Origin of the sequence: Micromonospora narathiwatensis, from assembly GCF_900089605.1 — a bacterium.
Taxonomy (GTDB): Bacteria; Actinomycetota; Actinomycetes; order Mycobacteriales; family Micromonosporaceae; genus Micromonospora; species Micromonospora narathiwatensis.
The window spans coordinates 6,516,673-6,536,145 of the sequence record NZ_LT594324.1; the positions used below are offsets into that span (position 1 = coordinate 6,516,673).

Annotated in this window: 20 protein-coding genes; 11 read left to right on the top strand and 9 right to left on the bottom strand. The window is 72.3% G+C overall.

Going from position 1 to position 19,473, the window contains the following annotated elements; genetic code table 11:
* Positions 1-47: 47 nt before the first annotated feature.
* Positions 48-902 carry an aldo/keto reductase gene (locus tag GA0070621_RS28875; protein ID WP_091201647.1) on the bottom strand — a complete coding sequence of 285 codons (855 nt, stop codon included), beginning with the start codon at positions 900-902 and terminating at the stop codon, positions 48-50.
* A gap of 238 nt (positions 903-1,140) precedes the next feature.
* On the opposite strand from GA0070621_RS28875, the gene GA0070621_RS28880 reads away from it, so the two are divergent.
* The 5 genes from GA0070621_RS28880 (at position 1,141) to GA0070621_RS28895 (ending at position 7,652) form a co-directional block, all read left to right on the top strand.
* Entirely contained in the window at positions 1,141-2,769 is a 1,629-nt protein-coding gene (locus GA0070621_RS28880; protein WP_167667567.1) for a vWA domain-containing protein, read from the top strand.
* On the top strand, positions 2,766-3,365 hold the full coding sequence (locus GA0070621_RS31050) for a hypothetical protein (RefSeq protein WP_167667568.1): 600 nt from the start codon (positions 2,766-2,768) through the stop codon (positions 3,363-3,365). Before GA0070621_RS28880 ends, GA0070621_RS31050 begins: the two co-directional genes overlap by 4 nt.
* Positions 3,366-3,375: 10 nt before the next feature.
* A complete protein-coding gene (locus tag GA0070621_RS28885) occupies positions 3,376-4,518 on the top strand; it encodes a hypothetical protein (RefSeq protein ID WP_231920978.1) in 1,143 nt (380 codons plus the stop codon).
* Between the two features lie 14 nt (positions 4,519-4,532).
* Positions 4,533-5,840, top strand: coding sequence for a toxic anion resistance protein (locus GA0070621_RS28890; RefSeq protein ID WP_091201653.1), 1,308 nt, complete (start codon positions 4,533-4,535; stop codon positions 5,838-5,840).
* 519 nt (positions 5,841-6,359) lie between these two features.
* Positions 6,360-7,652, top strand: a complete 1,293-nt coding sequence (locus tag GA0070621_RS28895) for a hypothetical protein (protein ID WP_091201655.1) — start codon at positions 6,360-6,362, stop codon at positions 7,650-7,652.
* 22 nt (positions 7,653-7,674) lie between these two features.
* Here the strand turns inward: GA0070621_RS28895 and GA0070621_RS28900 are convergent, their stop codons facing one another.
* From GA0070621_RS28900 to GA0070621_RS28925, 6 genes are all read right to left on the bottom strand, one after another.
* On the bottom strand, positions 7,675-8,214 hold the full coding sequence (locus GA0070621_RS28900; protein ID WP_091201657.1) for a DUF1697 domain-containing protein: 540 nt from the start codon (positions 8,212-8,214) through the stop codon (positions 7,675-7,677).
* A gap of 160 nt (positions 8,215-8,374) precedes the next feature.
* Complete coding sequence (locus tag GA0070621_RS28905; RefSeq protein WP_091201659.1) at positions 8,375-8,791, bottom strand: Rho termination factor N-terminal domain-containing protein; 417 nt, start codon at positions 8,789-8,791, stop codon at positions 8,375-8,377.
* Positions 8,788-9,720, bottom strand: a complete 933-nt coding sequence (locus GA0070621_RS28910) for a ParA family protein (protein ID WP_091201661.1) — start codon at positions 9,718-9,720, stop codon at positions 8,788-8,790. The genes GA0070621_RS28905 and GA0070621_RS28910 overlap by 4 nt, the downstream gene beginning before the upstream one ends.
* A gap of 68 nt (positions 9,721-9,788) precedes the next feature.
* A complete protein-coding gene (locus GA0070621_RS28915) occupies positions 9,789-10,520 on the bottom strand; it encodes a YqeB family protein (protein ID WP_091201662.1) in 732 nt (243 codons plus the stop codon).
* A gap of 2 nt (positions 10,521-10,522) precedes the next feature.
* On the bottom strand, positions 10,523-11,314 hold the full coding sequence (locus tag GA0070621_RS28920; RefSeq protein ID WP_091201664.1) for an ABC transporter permease: 792 nt from the start codon (positions 11,312-11,314) through the stop codon (positions 10,523-10,525).
* The gene (locus GA0070621_RS28925) at positions 11,311-12,207 is read right to left on the bottom strand and encodes an ABC transporter ATP-binding protein (RefSeq protein ID WP_091201667.1); all 897 of its coding nucleotides are present in this window, start codon (positions 12,205-12,207) and stop codon (positions 11,311-11,313) included. Before GA0070621_RS28925 ends, GA0070621_RS28920 begins: the two co-directional genes overlap by 4 nt.
* 132 nt (positions 12,208-12,339) lie before the next feature.
* Between GA0070621_RS28925 and GA0070621_RS28930 the strand changes: the two genes are divergently transcribed.
* The 4 genes from GA0070621_RS28930 to GA0070621_RS28945 all read left to right on the top strand — a co-directional run bounded on the left by GA0070621_RS28930 (position 12,340) and on the right by GA0070621_RS28945 (position 16,356).
* Positions 12,340-13,584 carry a sensor histidine kinase gene (locus GA0070621_RS28930; protein WP_091201669.1) on the top strand — a complete coding sequence of 415 codons (1,245 nt, stop codon included), beginning with the start codon at positions 12,340-12,342 and terminating at the stop codon, positions 13,582-13,584.
* A complete protein-coding gene (locus tag GA0070621_RS28935; protein ID WP_091201671.1) occupies positions 13,572-14,276 on the top strand; it encodes a response regulator in 705 nt (234 codons plus the stop codon). Before GA0070621_RS28930 ends, GA0070621_RS28935 begins: the two co-directional genes overlap by 13 nt.
* Positions 14,277-14,406: 130 nt before the next feature.
* Positions 14,407-15,831 (top strand): ATP-binding protein, encoded by a 1,425-nt coding sequence (locus GA0070621_RS28940; protein WP_167667570.1) that lies wholly within the window; start codon positions 14,407-14,409, stop codon positions 15,829-15,831.
* 87 nt (positions 15,832-15,918) lie between these two features.
* Positions 15,919-16,356: a hypothetical protein gene (locus GA0070621_RS28945; RefSeq protein WP_091201673.1), complete on the top strand. Its 438-nt coding sequence runs from the start codon at positions 15,919-15,921 to the stop codon at positions 16,354-16,356.
* A gap of 103 nt (positions 16,357-16,459) precedes the next feature.
* Here GA0070621_RS28945 and GA0070621_RS28950 read toward each other — a convergent pair whose 3' ends face one another.
* Positions 16,460-17,233 (bottom strand): D-Ala-D-Ala carboxypeptidase family metallohydrolase, encoded by a 774-nt coding sequence (locus tag GA0070621_RS28950; protein ID WP_091201674.1) that lies wholly within the window; start codon positions 17,231-17,233, stop codon positions 16,460-16,462.
* Positions 17,234-17,561: 328 nt separating this feature from the next.
* Here GA0070621_RS28950 and GA0070621_RS28955 point away from each other — a divergent pair, with 328 nt between their 5' ends.
* Together GA0070621_RS28955 and GA0070621_RS28960 are read left to right on the top strand one after the other, a co-directional pair.
* Positions 17,562-18,203 carry a DUF6642 family protein gene (locus tag GA0070621_RS28955; RefSeq protein WP_091201676.1) on the top strand — a complete coding sequence of 214 codons (642 nt, stop codon included), beginning with the start codon at positions 17,562-17,564 and terminating at the stop codon, positions 18,201-18,203.
* A gap of 66 nt (positions 18,204-18,269) precedes the next feature.
* Positions 18,270-18,734: a PPOX class F420-dependent oxidoreductase gene (locus GA0070621_RS28960; protein WP_091201678.1), complete on the top strand. Its 465-nt coding sequence runs from the start codon at positions 18,270-18,272 to the stop codon at positions 18,732-18,734.
* Positions 18,735-18,760: 26 nt separating this feature from the next.
* Here the strand turns inward: GA0070621_RS28960 and GA0070621_RS28965 are convergent, their stop codons facing one another.
* Positions 18,761-19,402: an NAD(P)-dependent oxidoreductase gene (locus GA0070621_RS28965; RefSeq protein ID WP_091201680.1), complete on the bottom strand. Its 642-nt coding sequence runs from the start codon at positions 19,400-19,402 to the stop codon at positions 18,761-18,763.
* Positions 19,403-19,473 lie beyond the last annotated feature (71 nt).

Consider the following 19,473-nt stretch of genomic DNA (forward strand, 5'->3'; position numbering starts at 1 on the left):
GATGCCGTAGCAGTCTCGTAAGAAGTGTCGGGGCCCGCTCCGCCAGGTCAGTCCGGTACGTAGTCGAAGGTGTCCGGGTTCGGGCCCTGCCGGCCGGCCTCGCCCCGGTCCAGGCCGCGGATCCGGTCCATCGTGGCGTCGTCCAGCGCGAAGTCGAAGATCTGGAAGTTCTCCCCGATCCGCTTCGGAGTGGTCGACTTCGGGAAGACGATGTCGCCGCGCTGCACGTGCCAGCGCAGCACGACCTGCGCCGGGGTGTGGCCGACCTCCTCGGCGATGTCGACGATCGTCGGGTCGTCGAGCACCTTGCCCTGCGCGATCGGCGACCACGCCTGGGTGAGGATGTTGTGCGTCGAGCCGTACGCGCGCACCTCCTCGTTGCCGAAGTACGGGTGCGCCTCCACCTGGTTCACCGCCGGCGTCAACTCCGCCTCGGCGGCCAGCCGTTGCAGATGCGGCACCTGGAAGTTCGACACGCCGATCGACTTCGCCCGGCCGTCGCGCTGGAACTCCTCCAGCACCTTCCACGTGGAGACGAAGTCGCCGTCGTAGCGGGTGGGCAGCGGCCAGTGGATCAGGAACAGGTCGAGGTAGTCGAACTTCAGCGCCTGCAACGTCGCCTCGAACGCCCGGCGGGCGTCGTCGGGGCGGTGGAAGCCGTTGTTCAGCTTGCTGGTGACGAAGACCTCGCCGCGGTCGAGCCCGGCCGCCCGGATCGCCTGCCCCACCTCGGCCTCGTTGCCGTACATCTCGGCGGTGTCGATGTGCCGGTAGCCGGCATCGAGGGCCCTGCCGACCGCCTGGGCGGTGTTGTTCGGCTCGATCTGGAACACACCGAAGCCGAGCTGCGGGATCATGTTGCCGTCGTTGAGGGCGATGTTGGGAACGGTGTTCACGGCCATCAAGCCTCATCTCCCGTCGTCGGAGCCCGGGAACGCTTCCACGCGGTCGCGCCCGGACCTGCTGCCACCGGATCCTCCTACCCGATCCGACCGCTTCCTCACCGTACCGACGGGTGATCCGCGACAACTCGATCATGACACCTGAAGTTCACCCAAGGTTGGCCGTCTCGTTGGTTCACCCCTGCTACCAAGACCTCGATCCGGATGCGGTCCTCGACAGGACAGGAACGAGGTACAGGTGCGGGCCAGAAGACTCCCGGCGCTGATCGTGGCAGCAGCGATGCTGCTCACCGGCTGCACGACGAGCGAGCCGACAAGCGAGCGGACCGGCGCGCCGACCAGCGGCACCCTGCGGGTGGTCGCCGGCAGCGAGCAGCAGAGCGTCGTCGAAACGATCGTCAAGCCCTGGTGCGCCAGCCGGCACTACCGCTGCGAGGTCACCTTCAAGGGCTCGGTGGACCAGGCCCGGCTGCTCGCCGCCGGCAGCCCCGACTACGACGCGTACTGGTTCGCCTCCAGCGTCTTCCTCCAGCTCGGCGACCGGGCCAGCACGCTGCGGGACGTCCAGCCCATGTTCCTCACCCCCGTGGTCTTCGCCGCCTGGCGCTCCGAGATGGACAAGCTCGGCTTCGCCGGCCGCTCCGACGTCCCGATCGCCGACATCCTGCGCGCCGTCGAGTCCGGCCGGACGAAGGTGTGGATCACCAACCCCACCCAGTCCAACTCCGGCGCCACCGTGTTGTTCGGCTTCCTCAACTATTTCGCCGGCAACGGCCCCGGCACGCCGTTGACCCAGCAACAGCTCGACTCGCCCGCCGTCGAGCAGGGCGTCAGCCGCTTCGTCAAGGCGATGGACCAGACCCCGCCCTCCACCGGCACCCTGATGACCGACTGTCTGGCCCACCCCGACCAGTGCCGGGCCATGTTCACCTACGAGGACCTGGTCATCGAGCACAACGCCGAGCTGGTCAAGGCCGGCAAGGAACCGCTGCTGGTGGCCTACCCCCGGGGGTCCCTGGCGGTCAGCGACGCCCCGCTGGGCTTCCTGCCGCAGGCCGGCAACGACAGCGCCCACCAGATCTTCACCGAGCTGCAGAACCACCTGCTCAAGGACGCGGACGCGCAGGCCGCCCTGCTCAAGCTGGGCCGCCGACCGGCCAGCGGCGTCGGGCTCACCCTCGACAAGCCCGACGCGAACGTCTTCAACCCGGCCTGGGGCATCCAGGCCACCATCAACGAGCAGGCCATCCAGTTCCCGGCCGCGTCGGTCATCCAGGCGGCCCTGGACCGCTACCAGACCCGCTACCGCCGGCCGGTCGCCGTCCACTACTGCCTCGACGGCAGCGGCTCGATGGGCGACAACGACGGCTGGACCGGCGTCCAGGCCGCCGCCGGCCAGATCTTCGAACCCGACCAGGCGGCCCTGAACTTCCTGCAGACCCACCCGCAGGACAGCACCACGGTCAGCATCTTCAACGGCGACATCACCGGCGGCAGCCCCTGGACGGTCCAGGGCAACGACGCGGCCGCGCTGCGCGACCTGGCCCGCAAGGTCACCGGCTACCGCCCCGACGGCGGCACCGACATGTACGCCTGCCTGCTCCGCGCGGCCAACGAACTCGCCCGGCCCCAGCCCGACGACCGCAAGCGGCTGGTCGTGCTGATGACCGACGGGCAGTCCGACACCCGGCGGCGCGAACCCGCCGTCGCCGCGCTGCGGTCGGCCGGCGTACCGGTGGTCGCGATCGCCTTCGGCCGGGACGCCGACCCGACCCAGCTCAAGGAGGTGGCCGAGGCCACCAACGGGACCTTCGTCCGGCAGGACGACCTGGTGGCGGCCCTGCGGCAGGCGGCGGGGTACAAGTGAGGCACCGCCTGGCCGCACCGCTCGCGCTGGCCGCCGCCGTCGGCGGGTTCGCGCTGGTCTTCGCGCTCACCGGCAGCCTGCTCTGGTCGCCGCTGCTCGCCGCCGCCACCGGGCTCGGGCTCTACCTGATGCTCGACGACCGCACCGCCGTCCGCGCCCGCCAGGACGACTACGCCGACGAGGCCCGCGACCGGGTCGACGAGGCGCTGCGGGTGCTGCGTGGCATCGAGCGGCTCACCCGCGACGTCCGCCAGCCGGAGGCCCGCCGCGCCCTGGAGGACGCCTGCCGGTACGTCCCGGAACTGTTCGACCGGGTCGGCGACCGCTCACCGGACAGCCTCTACTCCACCGCGGCCCGGATGGGCGGGCACCTGCGCAGCCTCGACGGCGCGGTGCGGCAGTACCTGGACATCCAGCGCCAGCCGGTGCTCTACCACGACCCGGAACGCCTGCGCCGCGACGGCGAGCAGGCGTTCCGGCGGTTCGCCGACTTCGCCCTGGAAAGCGTCCGGCTGGTCAACCAGGGCGACATCGCGCAGTACACGGCCAACCTGGACACCGTCGCCCCACCGACCATGCCCGAACTGGGCCGATGAAGGAGTCACGTTGAGACTGCCCAGTACCCGGTTCCTGATCGGGCTGGTCATGGTGATCGTCGTCTGCGTCGCCGCGGCGGTGCTGTGGCGCCGCTACTCGGACACTCCGGCCACCGCCGCCGCCCCCACCATCGTCACCTGCGTGGGCGGCTCGGAGAAGTCCGAGCTGATGGCCGACGACGAGGTCAAGCGGATCCTGCGCGAGAACTACCGGCTGGAGGTCGCCTTCCAGCCCCTGGGCTCGTACGACCAGGTGCAGCTGAGCACCGACGAGATCAAGGCACGCAAGCTGGACTGCCTCTGGCCGTCCAGCGCCAGCGCCCAGAGCGTCTTCGAGGCCCAGCACGCCGGGGCCTTCCCGGACTACCGGGCGGAGAACCTGCTCCAGTCGCCCGAGGTCATCTACGCCGGCCCGCGCGGCACCGACGCGCTCGTACGCAAGGGCATCGTGCAGCGCCGCGGCGACCGCTACTTCGTCGTCGACATGAAGGGCCTGCTGCTGAACCACGTCATCAAGCGCGGCACCTGGGAGGCGCTCGGCGCCGCCGACCTGCGCGGCCCGATCACCGTGGCCAGCACCGATCCCGCCAAGTCCAACAGCGGATTCACCCTGGCCCAGCTCGAACTCAACATCATCGCCACCGCCGACGGGTTCTCCGCCCCGAGCCTCGCCCAGGCCCGCCAGGCGTTGCCCACCATGCGTGCGCTGCACGACGCGCAGGGCCTGCAGTCGCGCAGCTCCGACTCCGGGTTCCGGGAGTGGCTCACCCAGGGTGGCGAGTTCAAGGCCCCGCTGTACGCCGGATACGAGAACCAGATCATCCAGCAGGTGGTGCAGAGCGGCGACAACAGCGCCAACCTGCTGAAGAACGTCCGGGTGCTCTACCCCGATCCGACCATCTACAGCGACCACCCGGTGCTCGCCCTGGACCCGGCCGCCGGCCGGCTCATCGACGCGCTGAAGGACCCGAAGATCCAGACCATCGCCTGGCAGCGGTACGGGTTCCGATCGGCCGTGCGGGTCGGCGCGAACGACGTCGGCGACTTCCCGGACATTCCGCTCGCCGATCAGGTGCGGGCCGCACCCGCGCCCGCCGCCGACGTGACGCTCGCGCTGCTCAGCTGCATGAAGGACGCCACCACCTGCAAGTGAAAGGGACCCATCCGATGAGCGAGGGACTTCAGATCGACTTCGGCAGCATCGTCGGCGGCCCGGCCGATCCGCCTGCCGGCGCCGCCGACTCGGCCATCAGCACCGCGCTGGCCACCGCCGAGCCGAAGACCTTCTCCTGCGCGGCGCTGCTCACCACCGCGCAGCGGGAGCAGGCCGCGCAGGCCGCGCGCCAGCTCTACCCGACGATGCTGGCCAACACCGACGCGCTGGCGAACTTCGGCAACCAGGCGCTGGACCAGGTCAACGCGCAGGTCAGCCGGATCTTCCGGGAGGTCGGCCGGGTCGACATCCCGGAGCTGACCAGCATCATGCACGAGATCAACGACCGGATGCGCAGCTTCCGCCGCAAGTACGACCCCAGCGACCCCAAGGTCCGGGAGACCTTCAACAAGTTCTCCGACGCCATCCGGGGTCTGTTCCGCAAGGGCCGGGACCTGCTGGAGATGCTCTTCGAGGAGGCCCGCAGCGTCGAGCAGCAGCTCGACCGGGTCGCCGGGCAGCTCAGCGACAAGCAGATGGAGCTGCGCCGCAACGTGGTGCTCTGCGACGAGCTGTACAAGGCCAACGAGGCGGCGATCGGGCAACTCGTCGGCGCCGTCGCGGTGATGGAGCTGATCCGCGACGTGGCCCTGGCGGACGCCCGGTCCATCACCGTCACGCCCGGCGCGCCCGACGAACGGGACCAGCAGGAACGGCTCTCCCTGGTCACCGAGTTCGTGCAGGCCCTGGAGGTGCGGATCAACGAGTTCCAGCAGCGCCTCTTCGTCGCCTGGTCCACCTCGCCGCAGGTCCGCAACATCCGTACCCTCAACTACGGCCTCGGCCAGCGCCTCGCCCTGCTGATGAACCTCACCATCCCGACGATGAAGCTCACCATCGCCCAGTGGGCGCTGCTGTTGCAGGCCAACCAGGCCGCCGACATGCAGCAGGCGGTCGCGGACGGCGCCAACGACGTGCTGTCGGCGTACGCGACGGCGTCGAAGACGGCGGTGCCGCAGATCGCCAAGGTGATCCAGACCCCCACCATCCGCCCGGAGACCATCATCGAGGTCGCCGACTCGATCGACGCGCAGGCCAGGGGCCTGGAGGAGGCCGTCCGCTACGGCCAGCAGAAGCGGGCCGAGGTGGTCACCGCCATCGTCACCGCCAACCAGTCCATGTCGGAGTCCTCGCAGCGGCTCAGCCGTACCGTGGTCGACCTGGTCACCCGGGCCAAGGAGCCGGTGGCGCTGCCCGCCGGGCCGCAGCTCCCGGCGGCGGTGCTGGAGCAGGCCCCGGCGGTCGTCCCCGCCCCGCGCTGACCCGTCGCGGCCACGCCCCCGGCCGGTCAACGGTCGGGGGCGTGGTCGGTCTCGAACAACACCGGCCACGGTCCGGCCGCCGGCGCGATCACCGCGGCCGGGTGCTGGTGCCCGAGTACCACATGGCATACCACTTCTGACCGTAAATGGCCCGCGACCCGTGCGTCGGTCGCGGGCCATCCGGTCCGGGTCTCGAAAGAATATGCGCCGACGACCGTGGCCATAGACGAGTTATGGGCCCCGCATTCCCGATTACCGCCCTTGTCGTCGATTACCGAACAAATGTCGACGTCGAGCCCCGAATGTCTTTTCACGCGGCGCCCCGACCAACAGGCATCCACAGATCGGCGGGCACCCGGCACGCGCGACGCTCGGGTATCTTGAGGCGCAGCGCCCTTCGACCATCCTGTTTGGACATAGACGGCTCGACGACACCGCTGCTCCGAGCCGGCACGGCCGCGACCAGGAGACCGGTCAGGAGCGAGATCCTCGTACGGCCGTCAGGAGGATGAGACCGAGGTGCTGAGGCTGGACCAGGCGGCAGCCGCCCCGAACGAGAGTGACGGCACACCGGCCGGGCCGGACACCGCGATTCCGGCGAACCCGATGCGGCCACCAAGCGCCGGCACACCGGCCGAGTTGGTCACCGCGATGCGCGTGCTCAAGGAATGGACGGGCCTGACCTACCGGCAGTTGCAGCGCCGGGCGGCCAATACAGGTGCCGTGCTGCCGCACAGCACGATCGCCGCCGTGCTGAGCCGCACCACGCTGCCGCGTGAGGATCTGCTCGCCACGTTCGTCCGCGCCTGTGGTGGCGATGACACCACGGTCGAGGGCTGGCTGACGGCACGTCGCCGTATCGCGGTCGCCGCCACCCTGCCCGGTCCGGACAACACCGGTACGCCGCCGCAGCAGACAGTGCCGCGGCAGGCAGCCCCCGAGCCGGGCGCGGTCGCGAGGGCCGAGGGCGGTCAACCGCCCGACCCGGCAGCGCCCCCAGCGGCCGTACCGGATCGGGGGTCGGCCGCGTCGCCGGCGAGGGTTGGTGACGGTGTGGCCGGGCAGCCGGACAACCCACCGCCGGCGGCTCCCGAGCCCGGCCCGCCGATCGCCCCGCAGGCGGCCACCCCACCGGCACCCGCCGCCCGCCCCGTGCCCGACGCGGACAGCCCGCGACCGGTCATCGCTCGCACCGACGACGCCTGGGAAACGGGGCTACGATCCGCCACCGAACCCGACCCGAGCGCGCTGGCCTCGGCGACGGCGCAACAGCGGCAGTGGCGCTGGCGGGGGATCCACCGCCACGACCCGGCCGACGAGGTCCCCCGCCCCGAGGGACTGCGGTGGCTGGTGCCGCCGATCATGTACCGCACCGGCTGGGCGGCCCGTGTCCTGTCGGGCGTACTGGTGCTCCTGCTCGCCCTGGTCGCCGTGGCATTCGTGGCCAGGCTGATCCGCGACCGGGACGACCGCCCGGTTCCCGAGCCCACCCCGACCGGGCTGGTGGTCGAGACCGAGGAGGCCGGCCCGCCGCTGCCGTCGAATCCGCCGCCCACCACCAAGCCCAAGCCGTCCCCGACCAAGGCTCCGGCGAAGGACCAACCGTCCGCCAGCACCCCGCCGGCCAGTCCGCCCGCCAGCCCGACGCCCAGCCCGACCTATCCCGCGGCCGGACCCGAGACCACGCACCGCGACTGCGACCGCAATGGCTGCAACCCCTACCGCGACACACCACGGTTCACGCAACCCACGCCGGAGAGTACGAGCAACTGCCAGTACCCGTGCGTCGAGATCACCACGTACGACCCTTAGGCCAGCCGTACGGCGGTCCGGATCAGCCCGCCGTCAGGTCCCGCAGGGCGCACACCGACTTCCAGTTACGGGTGGTGGCCACCACGCCGAGCTTCTTCTCCAGGTACGCGTTGGTGAACTTCGTCCGGCCGTACCCGCCGTCGGGGAAGTGCAGGAAGATCTCCCGCCCGACCACCGCGTACTCCAGGTTCTCGCCGCCGGGGACGGTCAGCGCCGCCACCTTCGCCTTCCCCGGCGCGGCGGACAGGAACGCCACCAGCAGCCGGGTCGGATCCTCCTGCCGGCCGGCGTACGGGTTGCCGTCGGCCACGGCCGCCAGTTCGGCGCCGCTGCGGACCAGCACCGGCACGGTCAGCCCCAGCTCGGCCGTGATCACCCGTTCGACGCCCTCGGCCAGGATCTCCGCCCTCGTCGGCGGGCTGGTGAAGACCACGTTGCCGCTCTGCAGGTAGGTCTGCACGTCCTCGTGCCCGAGGCCGGTGACCAGGCGACGCAGGTCCGCCATCGAGATCCGGGTGGTGCCGACGTTGACGCCCCGCAGCAGGGCGGCGTAGCGGATCATCTGGGCCTCCTCGCCTCAACGTCGCTGGTGCCCAGCCTATGGCGCGCGGCGCTGTCCGGCTGGCCGTGGCGACCGCACGGAGGCGCGTCGTCGCTTCCGCCGGCCGGGAGCGGGACATGACTCGCGGCACGCGATGCCAGGCGCGCCGGGGCGACGCGCGTCAGCGCTGGCGGATGGCGGTGGAGTCGAGGCGGAAGCCGATGGTGCGGTCGACGATCCGTTCGACCAGCTCCGCCTTCCGCAGCCCGGCCACCCCGCGCAGGCCGGCCCGGGCGGCGAGGGCGCGCAGGTCCCGGGTCGTCCAGGACTTCAGGTACGCCGTACCGTCGTCGCGCCGCGACATGGCGGCGAGCGCGGCGTGGGCCCGCTCGACATCCATCGCTTGCGGCGCGGACGAGCCGGTGCGGGGGACCGGTGCGGCGGCGGTCGGCGTGCCGCCCGTCGTGACGGGCGAGTCGGAAGTCGGCAGCAGGGCCAGCCGGGCGCGTCCCTCGGCCAGGGCGGCCACGTCCGTGGCCGAGAGACCGGCCAGGAACTCGGCCACCCGGGCCAGCACCGTACGGGTCGGGTCGGTCATGCGCTCGCCCCCACGGGCTGAAGGTTGGCCAGGAACTCGGTGGTGATCTGCCGCAGCTCCTCGCGTACGGCCGGCGCGGTGACCCGGTCCCGCAGCACCACCGGCACCCCGCGCGGGGTGTTCGTGGCGAAGAGCGTCACGTTCTCCCGCAGCGCGGTCGCGAACACCGGTACGCCCAGCGCGCGGACCTGATCCATGTACCCCTGGTGCGCGGCGATCGGCCGCTGCGCCATCAGCTGGATCATCGTGAACACCACGCCCGCGATGCCCGGGGCCACCTTGTGGTGGCGGCGGATCTTGGCGAACCGGCGGGAGTCCGCGTTGTACCTGTCGACCAGCTCCCGCACGTTGCCGTGCAGGTAGTCGATGCCCAGGGTGGACAGATAGTCGGCCCTGGCCGGGATGAGCAGGTGGTCGCTGGCGATGATCGCCGACTGGGTGACCACGTTGAAGTTCGGCGGGCAGTCGATGAGCACCAGGTCGTACGGGTCCAGCGCCGGGTCGTGCAGGCCCTGGTCGAGCGAGCCGCGGACCCGGAACAGCTCGGCGTCGTACTCGTCGCCGTCGGCGACCCCGCGGGCCAGCGCCAGGTCGATGTCGACGAGTTGCAGGTGGGACGCGATCAGGTCGAGCCGCCCCGTGCCCTTGAGGTGGGCGTTGGCCGGGCCGGGGGTGACCACCAGCTCGCCGAGGGCCGGCGCCGGGTCGTCCCCGCGCAGGCCGTCGTACCAGCGTTTGACGGTTCGGCCGTCGCGCAGCCGGTCCCGCCAGTCGTCCGGCTCGTAGAAGCTGAACGTCAGGCTGGCCTGCGGATCGAGGTCGATCAGCAGCACCTTCATCCCCCGGTTGGCCAGCTCGGCCCCGAGATTGGCGGTCATCGTGGTCTTGCCGACCCCGCCCTTGTAGTTGATCACCGATACGACGTACACGGCACCTCCCCGACCGGGAACGGTAACGGGCGGCCGGCGCCCGCGCTGCACCTGCCCGGCGACAAGGATCACCGCGCGTCGCCCCGCCCCTCGCCGTCCCCGCCCGCGTGGCGCGGGACCAGCCGCCAGTGCTGCCGCTTCTGCTCGTCGCGGACCACCACCCCGAGCCGCGCCAGCTCGCCGCGCAACTCCCGGGCCTCCCCGCCCCGGCCGCTGTCGAGCGCCCGCTGCCGCGCCCGCAGCACTGCCTCCGCCCCCACCGGCAGCCCCGGCAGCCCCTCCACCCACCGCCGGTACGCCGCCTCGTGCGGGTCCCGCTCCCGCCACGGCCAGCCCTGGCCGGTGAACGCGCTACGCAGCTTCCCGTGGTCCAGGTCCGACCTCTCCCGTGCCAGTTCCCCGCCGTCGGCGTCGAGCAGCACCAGCGCCTTGCCGTCGAGGAAGACGCCCGCCACCGCGGCCCGGGCGATGTCCCGGCCGTGGCCGTCGCGGTGCAGCCGCACCTCGCCGCGGCCCACCGTCACGGTCAACCGCTCCCGTACGCCGAGGTATGCGAAAACCAGCCCGGCCAGCGCCGTGACCCCCGCCCCGCCCGGGTACGCCCGCTCGGCCGGCAGCCGGGCCAGCAGCTCGAACCAGCGCTGCCACGGCACCCAGGGCAGGTCGGCCAGCCAGCCCGACGCGGCGGTGAGCGCGATGCCCAGACCGGCACCGAGCAGCGGAAACCCGACCCACATGACCACCAGTTCGCCGGTGCCTCCGCTGACCACCGTGCTGCCGCCGTACCCCCGCGTCGACATGGTCAGGACACCTCCCGCCGCAGCGTCCGGACCAGCCCGGCCGCCAGCGGTACGACCACCCAGACCAGCAGCGACACCGCCAGCCGTCCCCACTGCCCGGCGGTCACGTCCGGCCCGAACAGCGGCTCCATCGTCGCGGTCGTGTCCAGCCAGCGCGCCGGTCCGCGCAGCGCCGAGATCATCCCGCCGAGGATCGACCAGAGGGTGGGCAGCAGCAGGTAGGTGACGATCGCCAGCGGGGTGTTGAGCAGCAGCAGCCCGAACGCCGCGCCCATCAGCACGCTGGCGACCTGGAGGACGGCCGCGTGCAGGAGTAGGGACGCGTCGAACGACCAGCCGCCCGTGCCCCCGGTGGCCCTCGCGAGCAGCGTGGCGACGGCGGCCACGGCGAGGCTGACCAGCACCGAGGCCAGCGCGGCCAGCACGATCGCGGCGAGCTTCGCGAGGATCACCCGGTGCCGCCTCGGCACCAGGGTGAACGTGGTCAGCGCCGCCCGCTGCGACCATTCGGCGGTGATGGACAGGATGCCCAGCACCGGCAGCAGCAGCCCGACCGGTAGCAGCGACGGGACGAAGAAGTCGGTGAAGTTCTGCAACTCGTCGTCGAGGACGAAGAGCTGCACGGTGACGATGGCGGCGGCGAGCAGACCGATGACGATCAGCAGCCAGTAGCCGGCCCGGGTGTCGGCGAGCTTGCGCAGCTCCACCTCGGTCAGCCGGAGCAGGGAGGGCGGGCGCCGTACGGCCCGATGGGCGACGGCGGGGGCGGCGGGTGCGGGTGCGGTGGTGGTCATCGGAGGTCCTTGCCGGTCGACGCGTCGGAGGTGAGGGTGAGGAAGAGCTGTTCGAGGCCGGCGCTGCCGGCCGGCCGCAACTCGGTCAGCGCGACGCCGGCGTCGGCGGCGGCCTGCCCGACCGCCTCGGCCGCGGCAGGGACCAGCAGGCCGTCGGTGACCTTGGCGGCGTCGAGCCCGGCCCGGTCCAGGGCGACGCGCAAGGCACCCCGGTCGCGGGCCCGGACCAGGGTGCCGGCATCGGCGAGCAACTCGTCCTTGCCGCCCTGGGCGACGACCCGGCCGTTGCCGATCACGACCAGCCGGTCGGCGACCGCCTCCACCTCCCGGAGCAGGTGCGAGGAGAGCAGCACCGTGCCGCCCCGGTCGGCGAAGTCGCGCAGCAGGCCGCGCATCCAGACGATGCCCTCCGGGTCGAGGCCGTTGGCCGGCTCGTCGAGGATCAGCACCCGGGGGTCACCCAGCAGGGCCAGCGCCAGGCCGAGCCGCTGCCGCATCCCCAACGAGTACGCCCGGACCCGGCGCTTCGCCGCCGCCGTGCCCAACCCGACCAGGTCGAGCTTCGCGGCGACCTCCCGCCGGTCGACCCCCATGGTTCGGGCGGCCACGGTCAGCACCTCCCGGCCGGTTCGGCCGGCGTGCTGCGCCGACGCGTCGAGCAGTACGCCGACCTCCCGGCCGGGGTTGGCGAGCTGCCGGTAGGGCAGCCCGGCGACGGTGGCGCCGCCCGACGTCGGCGGGGTCAGGCCGCAGACCATCCGCATGGTGGTGGACTTGCCGGCGCCGTTCGGGCCGAGGAAGCCGGTCACCGTGCCCGGCTCGCAGCGGAACGAGACGTCGTCGACGGCTCGGTGGGAGCCGTACCGCTTGGTCAGGTGTTCGACGGTGATCATGCCGATCAGCCTGCCGGCGCCACCCGGGCACCCGCTGCGGCCGGCGGTCGACAGCCGAGCTACCTCGGTCTAGGGGTAAGTCTCGACTTTGGTAGCTGTCCGGCCCGGGGCGGGGGTTCCTAGCATGGGGGGATGACCAGCGCGGCCGTACCGGAATATCCCTGGCTGCTGCCGGGGGCCCTCGCCTCACCGACGAGGGTGGCGCGGCGGACGACCCGGGACTGGCTGGTGGACACTCTGTGCTTCCTGCTCGCCGTCGGCTGGCTGCTGTTCGCCGTCGCCGACGCCCGGCGGTCCGCGCCCCAGATCGCGCTGAACAACGGCCCGGCCTGGCTCATCGAGGTCGACGTGGTGCTGGGCGTGCTGGCCGTCGTGTCGCTCTGGTTCCGCCGGCGCTGGCCGGTCGGCCTGGCCGTGGCCATCCTGCCGTTGGCCCTCTTCTCGGTCACCGCGACGATGGCGCTGCTGATCATCATCTTCACTGTCGTGGTGCACCGGCCGTTCCCGATCGCGGCGGCGCTGGTGGGCGCGCATCTGGTCACCACCGTCGTCTTCAACCGGCTCCGTCCGGATCCGACCATGCCGTTCTGGCTGGCGATGATCTGGACCCTGGTGTTCATCGGCCTGGTCGTGGCGTGGGGGATGTTCGTCCGGGCGCGTCGTCAGCTGGTGCTCTCCCTGCGGGACCGCGCCGAACGGGCCGAGGCCGAGCAGCAGTTGCGGGTGGCACGGGCCCGGCAGCTGGAGCGCACCCGGATCGCCCGAGAGATGCACGACGTCCTCGCGCACCGGATTTCGCTGCTCAGCCTGCACGCCGGGGCGCTGGAGTTCCGTCCGGACGCGCCGCCGGAGGAGATAGCCCGGGCGGCCGGGGTGATCCGGGGCAGCGCGCACAGCGTCCTGCAGGACCTGCGTGAGGTGATCGGCGTGCTGCGTACGGACAGCGACGGCGTGGAGTCGCCTGTCCCCGAACGACCGCAGCCGACCCTGGCCGGCGTGCCGGCGCTGATCGACGAGTCCCGGGCGGCCGGCGTACGGGTCACCCTCAGTGATCTCGTCGCCGCCCCGGATACGGTGCCCGCGGCGGTCGGGCGCAGCGCGTACCGGATCGTGCAGGAGGGGCTGACCAACGCCCGAAAGCACGCGGCGGGCACCGCGGTCGCCGTACGGCTGGCCGGCGGACCGGGCGACGGCCTCACCGTCGAGATCCGCAACCGGTGGCCGGTCGGCGACGCCCCCGGACCGGGGATTCCCGGTGCCGGGACCGGCCTGATCGGCATCGGCGAGCGGGTCAGCCTGGCCGGCGGCCGCCTGGAGTACGGGCGCGACGACTCGGGCGACTTCCGGCTCGCCGCCTCGCTGCCGTGGCCGGCGTGACCCCCGACGCCGGGACCGGCGCGGAACCGGTGCGGGTGCTGATCGTCGACGACGACGCACTGGTCCGGGCCGGCCTGTCGATGATCCTCGGCGGGGTGCCGGACGTCCGGGTCGTCGGGGAGGCGAGCGACGGCGCGGAGGTGCCGGCCGCCGTCGAGGCGTACGCGCCGGACGTGGTGCTGATGGACATCCGGATGCCCCGGGTGGACGGGCTGACCGCCACGGAGACGCTGCGGGCGTCGCCCCGGTCGCCCGAGGTGCTGGTGCTGACCACGTTCGACGCCGATGACCAGGTGCTGCGGGCGCTGCGCGCCGGAGCCGCCGGCTTCCTGCTCAAGGACACGCCACCCGCCGAGATCGTCCAGGCGATCCGCCGGGTCGCGGCGGGGGAGGCGACCCTGTCACCGGCGGTGACCCGCAAGCTCATCACGCACGTGACCGCCGCCGCCCCGACCGGGGTCGGGCGGGACCCCCGCCGGGACCGGGCGCTGCGGCTGCTGGACGGGCTCAGCGAGCGGGAACGGGAGGTCGCGGTCGCGGTCGGGCAGGGCCGGAGCAATGCCGAGATCGCCGCGGAACTGTTCATGAGCGTGGCGACGGTGAAGGCGTACGTGTCGCGCCTGCTGACCAAGCTCGACCTCAACAACCGGGTGCAGGTCGCCCTGCTCGTCCACGACGCCGGCCTGGTCTGACGGCGTTCCCGGCTCCGCCGTCCGGCTGCGGGGCCCGGCCTGTCCAACGAGGCGAGCGCGCGAAGAATGCACTCACGGATGATAGTTTCATTCCTGGTTGTTTCGATGGAGAGGGCTTCGAAGGAGGGGCGTGGACGGCTTCGTTGGCCGGCTGAGGGAACTCGCCCTGCTGGACGGGATGCTGGCTCGCGTCGCGCGGGGTGGGCGGGCCGGCCGGCCGGGCCGGGCTCTGCTGATGCGCGGGCGCCGCCGGGTGGGCAAGTCTCGCCTGGTGGAGGAGTTCGTCGAGCGGGCCGGGGTACCGCACCTCTTCTTCACCGCCTCGGCGCAGCCCACGGTCACCGCCGACCTGGCGCTCTTCGTCTCCGCGGCGGCCGGCTCGGCGCTGCCCGGTGCCGATCTGTTCGCGGCGCAGTCGCCGCGAACCTGGGACGCCGCGCTCGCGCTGCTCGCTGCCGCACTGCCCGCCGATCGTCCGAGTGTCGTCGTGCTGGACGAGCTGCCGTACCTGATCGCCACCGATCCCGGCTTCGAGGGCACGTTGCAGAAGGTCTTCGACCGTGAGTTGTCCCGCCGACCGGTCCTGCTGATCTGCATCGGTTCGGACCTGGCGATGATGGAGGCACTGAACGACTACGGACGGCCCTTCCACCAGCGGGCCACCGAGATGGTCGTGCCGCCGTTGAGCCCACACGAGGTCGGGGAGATGCTCGGCCTTCCGCCGGCGGAGGCCTTCGACGCCTACCTCGTCTCCGGCGGCCTGCCGCTGATTCTCGACGAATGGTTGCCGGGCGCCACCCTGCACGACTACCTGGCCGAGGCGGTCACCGACCCCACGTCCGCGCTGCTGGTCAGCGGAGAACGCGCGCTCGCCGCCGAGTTCCCGGCGCAGTCCCAGGCCGGCGTGGTTCTGCGGGCGATCGGGTCGGGGGAGCGGACCTTCTCGTCGATCGCGCGGGCCGCGGGCGGGATGCCGCAGGCATCGCTCACCCGTGCGCTGCGGCTGCTCGGCGACAAGCGGATCGTCGACGTCGCGCTTCCGTTGTCCACGCGACCCTCCCGGGAGACGCGGTACCTGGTGTCCGATCCGTACCTGCGCTTCTGGCTGTCGTTTCTCGGCCCGCACCTGCCGGAGATCGAGCGGGGGCGAGGCGACCTCACCCTCGCCCGGATCAGGTCCTCGTGGACGTCCTGGCGCGGGCGGGCCATCGAGCCGGTGGTCCGTGAGTCGCTGCGCCGGCTGCCGTCGGGTCACCTGCCACCGGAGACGGCCGTGGTCGGCGGCTACTGGACCCGCACCAACGATCCAGAAATCGATCTCGTAGGTGCCGACCGGACGCCGGTGGCGAAGCGCATCACCTTCGTCGGTTCGGTGAAATGGCTGGAGAACGGGCCGTTCGACGACCACGATCTGGGCCGGCTCCTGATGCACCGCGCCCAGTTGCCCGGCGCCGACGAGCGGACCCCGCTGGTCGCCGTCTCACGCAGCGGCGTGGCGGTTGACGGCGTGGCGGTGCTCACCCCGGCGGACCTGTTGACCGCGTGGCCGGATTGAACTGCTGCCGGCCCGGAGCCGTACCAGTCGGCGAGGATGCGGTGCGGCGGGTCGGTCGTACCGCTGCCGAGCTGCGGGAGGCCTGCCGTGCGAGTTGGTGAGCAGTCGACGGATCCCATCGAACAGGTCCTGGGCGAGGTGCCGGTGCCGGCATCGTTGACGCCCGAGGATGTCCGACTCGCGGTCCGGGCGGTGGTGGTGCATGCCGCCGAGGAGTGGCCCGCCGGACCGAAGTGCCGCAACGACGGCGTCGCGTACCCGTGCCGGCTGCACCGGTGGGGACGGCGGGTGCTGGCGGCGCACGGTCTCAACGAGCGCCAGATCGACGCGCTGGTGCGGCACGGCAACCCGTTCGTGCACGTGCCGTTCCCGTTCGTGGTGACCGGGCCGACGGGCGGCCCTCCGGCGGCCCAGCCCCCGCACGCCCAGACCGGCCGGGTCGCCGCGCCCGCGATCCGGCCCGGCGGTACCGGTCGGCCGGTGGCACCCCCCGCCGCCCGGCCGCGCTGGCCCCGGGCGAGCTGACGACGCTGACGACTGCTCCGGGCCGACGGACGGCGACCCGGCCGCAGGAGGTCCCCAATCCTGCGGCGGGACGCCGTCGCCGTCGGGTCGGCCGCCTGCCGGTTCAGATTCCGCAGCGTGCGGCGGACCAGGTGGTGGTGTTCGCGCTCTTGTCGGCGTTGTTCTCCCGGCGCGCGTCCACGTGGACGTGGGTGCTGTGGCCCGGGTAGCCGGGGCCGAAGATGCCGCTGAAGCCGTGGTTGCGGGCCTCCCTGGCCAGCCGGCACAGCGACGAGGTACGCGAGGTCAGGTCGGCCGCGTTGCCGTAGAGGTGCTGGCTGTCCGACACGCCGCCGACCTGCCGGTTGCAGGTGTAGCTGCGGAAGCCGCTGTTCACGTAGAGGGGCTTGTCGCCGAGGCTGTGGCGCAGCGCCTCCAGCTTCCACATCAGGCGCAGGGCGTACGCCCGGGTCGCGCTGGGGGAGAGGGGGCCGCCGGTCCAGCCGCCCGTGCGGCAGCCGTTGTCCAGCTCGCTGTAGCTGAAGTGCTTCGGGGTGCAGTCGGTGTTCTGCAACTCGTAGAGCTTGGCGAAGGTCTGTGGGCCGGCGACGCCGTCGACGCGTACCCCGTACGCCGACTGGAAGCGCCGGACCGCGGCCGTCGTCTCGGCGTTGTACCTGCCGTCGACGTGGACGATGCCCCGGTACGCGGCCCAGCCGGCCACCCGGATCTGCAACTGGCGGACGTCCTCCCCGGAGCTGCCCGGTGCCAGGGGTCGGTGCCAGGTGTAACAGCCATCGGCGTGAGCCGCCGGCGCGGCGACGACCGTGGCGATCGCCGCCCCGGGCAGGGCCAGCGCGAAGGCGACGACGATCCGTTTCAGCGTATTGACGAGCACAGGAGTTCTCCCGACTGGAGTGCGATTGGGTGCGATCAGGGCATCGACCGGGACGCTCTGGCCCATCTACCCTGGCACTGTTCTGACCCGATATTGGGCATTTATCCGAATTGCTCTCATAACCGCAGTTCAGGGGCGGTTAGTGCAAGTTGCATCAAATGGGGAAGGGCTCATTCGGCCGCACGGCACGCGCGCGTGCCCAGAAGTGACGGAGCCGGCCTTGCGACGGTACCCAGGGTGATGTCGCCGGGCGGCCCGCAGGCGGTAACGTCTGCGCCGGAGGCCGGGGACGGCTACGTCGGCGACCGCGCGGTCGGGGAGGTGGGCGTTGGCGCGAGGTGGCGTCTTCTGCGTCGAAGGACAGTGGCACCGGGACCTCAACGAGCGCGGTTCCGTCCTGCCCACCCTGGAACTGCTCGAACGGCTGGGCCGGATCCGCTTCATCCACAAGGACGCCGCCACCCGCGACGAGCTCTTCTACTTCATCGACCGCTGGCTGCTCAAGCAGTACGCCGACTACCGGGTCGGCTTCTTCGCCATGCACGGCGAACCCAGCCGGCTCTGCCTCACCGACTGGGATTCGGTGGAACTGGCCGACGTCGCCGAGCGGATGGCCGGCCGCTGCGAGGGCCGGCGGCTCTACTTCGGCAGCTGCTCGGTGCTGCGCGCCTCCGACGCCGCGCTGCGGGACTTCCTCGACGTGACCGGGGCGGCGCTGGTCTGCGGCTTCACCCGGGACGTCGACTGGGTCGAGTCGGCCGCGTTCGAGACCGTGCTGCTCGACGTGCTGGCCAACGGGCAGCGGCACAACGCCGCCGAGCTGCGGATGGGCTCCGCGCACTGGGCGCCCCTCGCCTCGTACCTCGGTTTCCGGGTGATCTACGCCAACGGCCGCGCCTGGCGGCCGACCGCGCGGCCCCGGGTGCCCGCCCAGCAGGCCCCGGGCCGGGCTGCCGCCCGCCCCCGCTGACGCCCGGCGCCGCCACCAGCCCCCGGCCGCTGCCCGACGTGGAGGCGGGCCTGGTAGAACCGACGCATGGCACGCACGATCGCGACCAACACCCGGGTCGACCGGGACGCCCTGATCGAGTTCCTCCGCCCCCGGCACCAGGTCCTGCTGATGACGACCCGCGCCGACGGCCGGCCGCAGTCCTCGCCGGTCTCCTGCGGGGTCGACGCCGACGGTCGGCTGGTCATCTCCACCTACCCCGAGCGGGCCAAGGTGGCCAACATCCGCCGCGACCCCCGGGTCTCCGCCTGCGTGCTCTCCGACGAGTGGAACGGGCCCTGGGTGCAGGTGGACGGCACCGCCGAGGTGCTCGACCTGCCGGAGGCCCTGGAGCCGCTGGTGGAGTACTTCCGCAGCATCTCCGGCGAGCACCCGGACTGGGACGAGTACCGCCAGGCCATGGTGAAGCAGGGCAAGTCCCTGATCCGGATCACCATCGACGCCTGGGGGCCGATCGCCACCGGCGGCTTCCCCGCCCGGCTGGCCGACTGACCCGCGTCAGCGCGCCCCGACTCGCCTCAGTACGCGGCGGTGAAGCGCGCGTTGCTGAACCGAGGCTTCTCGATCTCGTCGACGATCGCCACCGCCAGGTCCTCGTACGTGAGCACCGACCGGCCCTGGTCATCGGTCACCGGATGGTCGGTGCCGGTGCGGTAGTGGCCGGTCCGCTCGCCCGGGTGGAACTCCAGCGGGGGCGGGGAGACGTACGTCCAGGTCACCCCGTCGGCCGAGGACTGATAGACGGCCAGCGCGTCGGCCTGGCCCAACGCCGCGTCCCGGTACTCCTCGGGAAAGTCCGGCTCGTCCAGGTACGGGGTGCCCTTCGGCGTCAGCAGCGTCGCCCCGCCGCCGACGTGGATCACCCGGGGCGGGTCCGGCACCTCGCGCAGCGTGTCGACCAGCGTCCGGGCGGCGTCGCGCCACAGCTCCCGCTCGCCGCCGCCGATCGCCACCACGAACACGTCGGTGTCCTCGGCCAGCTCACGTACGCTGCGCGCGGACGTCACGTCACCCGTCACCGTACGTACGCCGGCCGGGAGGTAGCTGGTCGCCTCCGGGCGGCGTACCGCCGCGGTGACCCGGTGACCCCGCTCGACCGCCTCGGCGGCGATCCGCGAGCCCGCGGTCCCGCCGGCCCCGAACACGACGACGTTGCCCATGGCCTGACCGCCCTTCCGCCCGACGTGCCTCACCCCTCATCAGGCTAGGGAGCGGAACGTCCGGCCGGTGC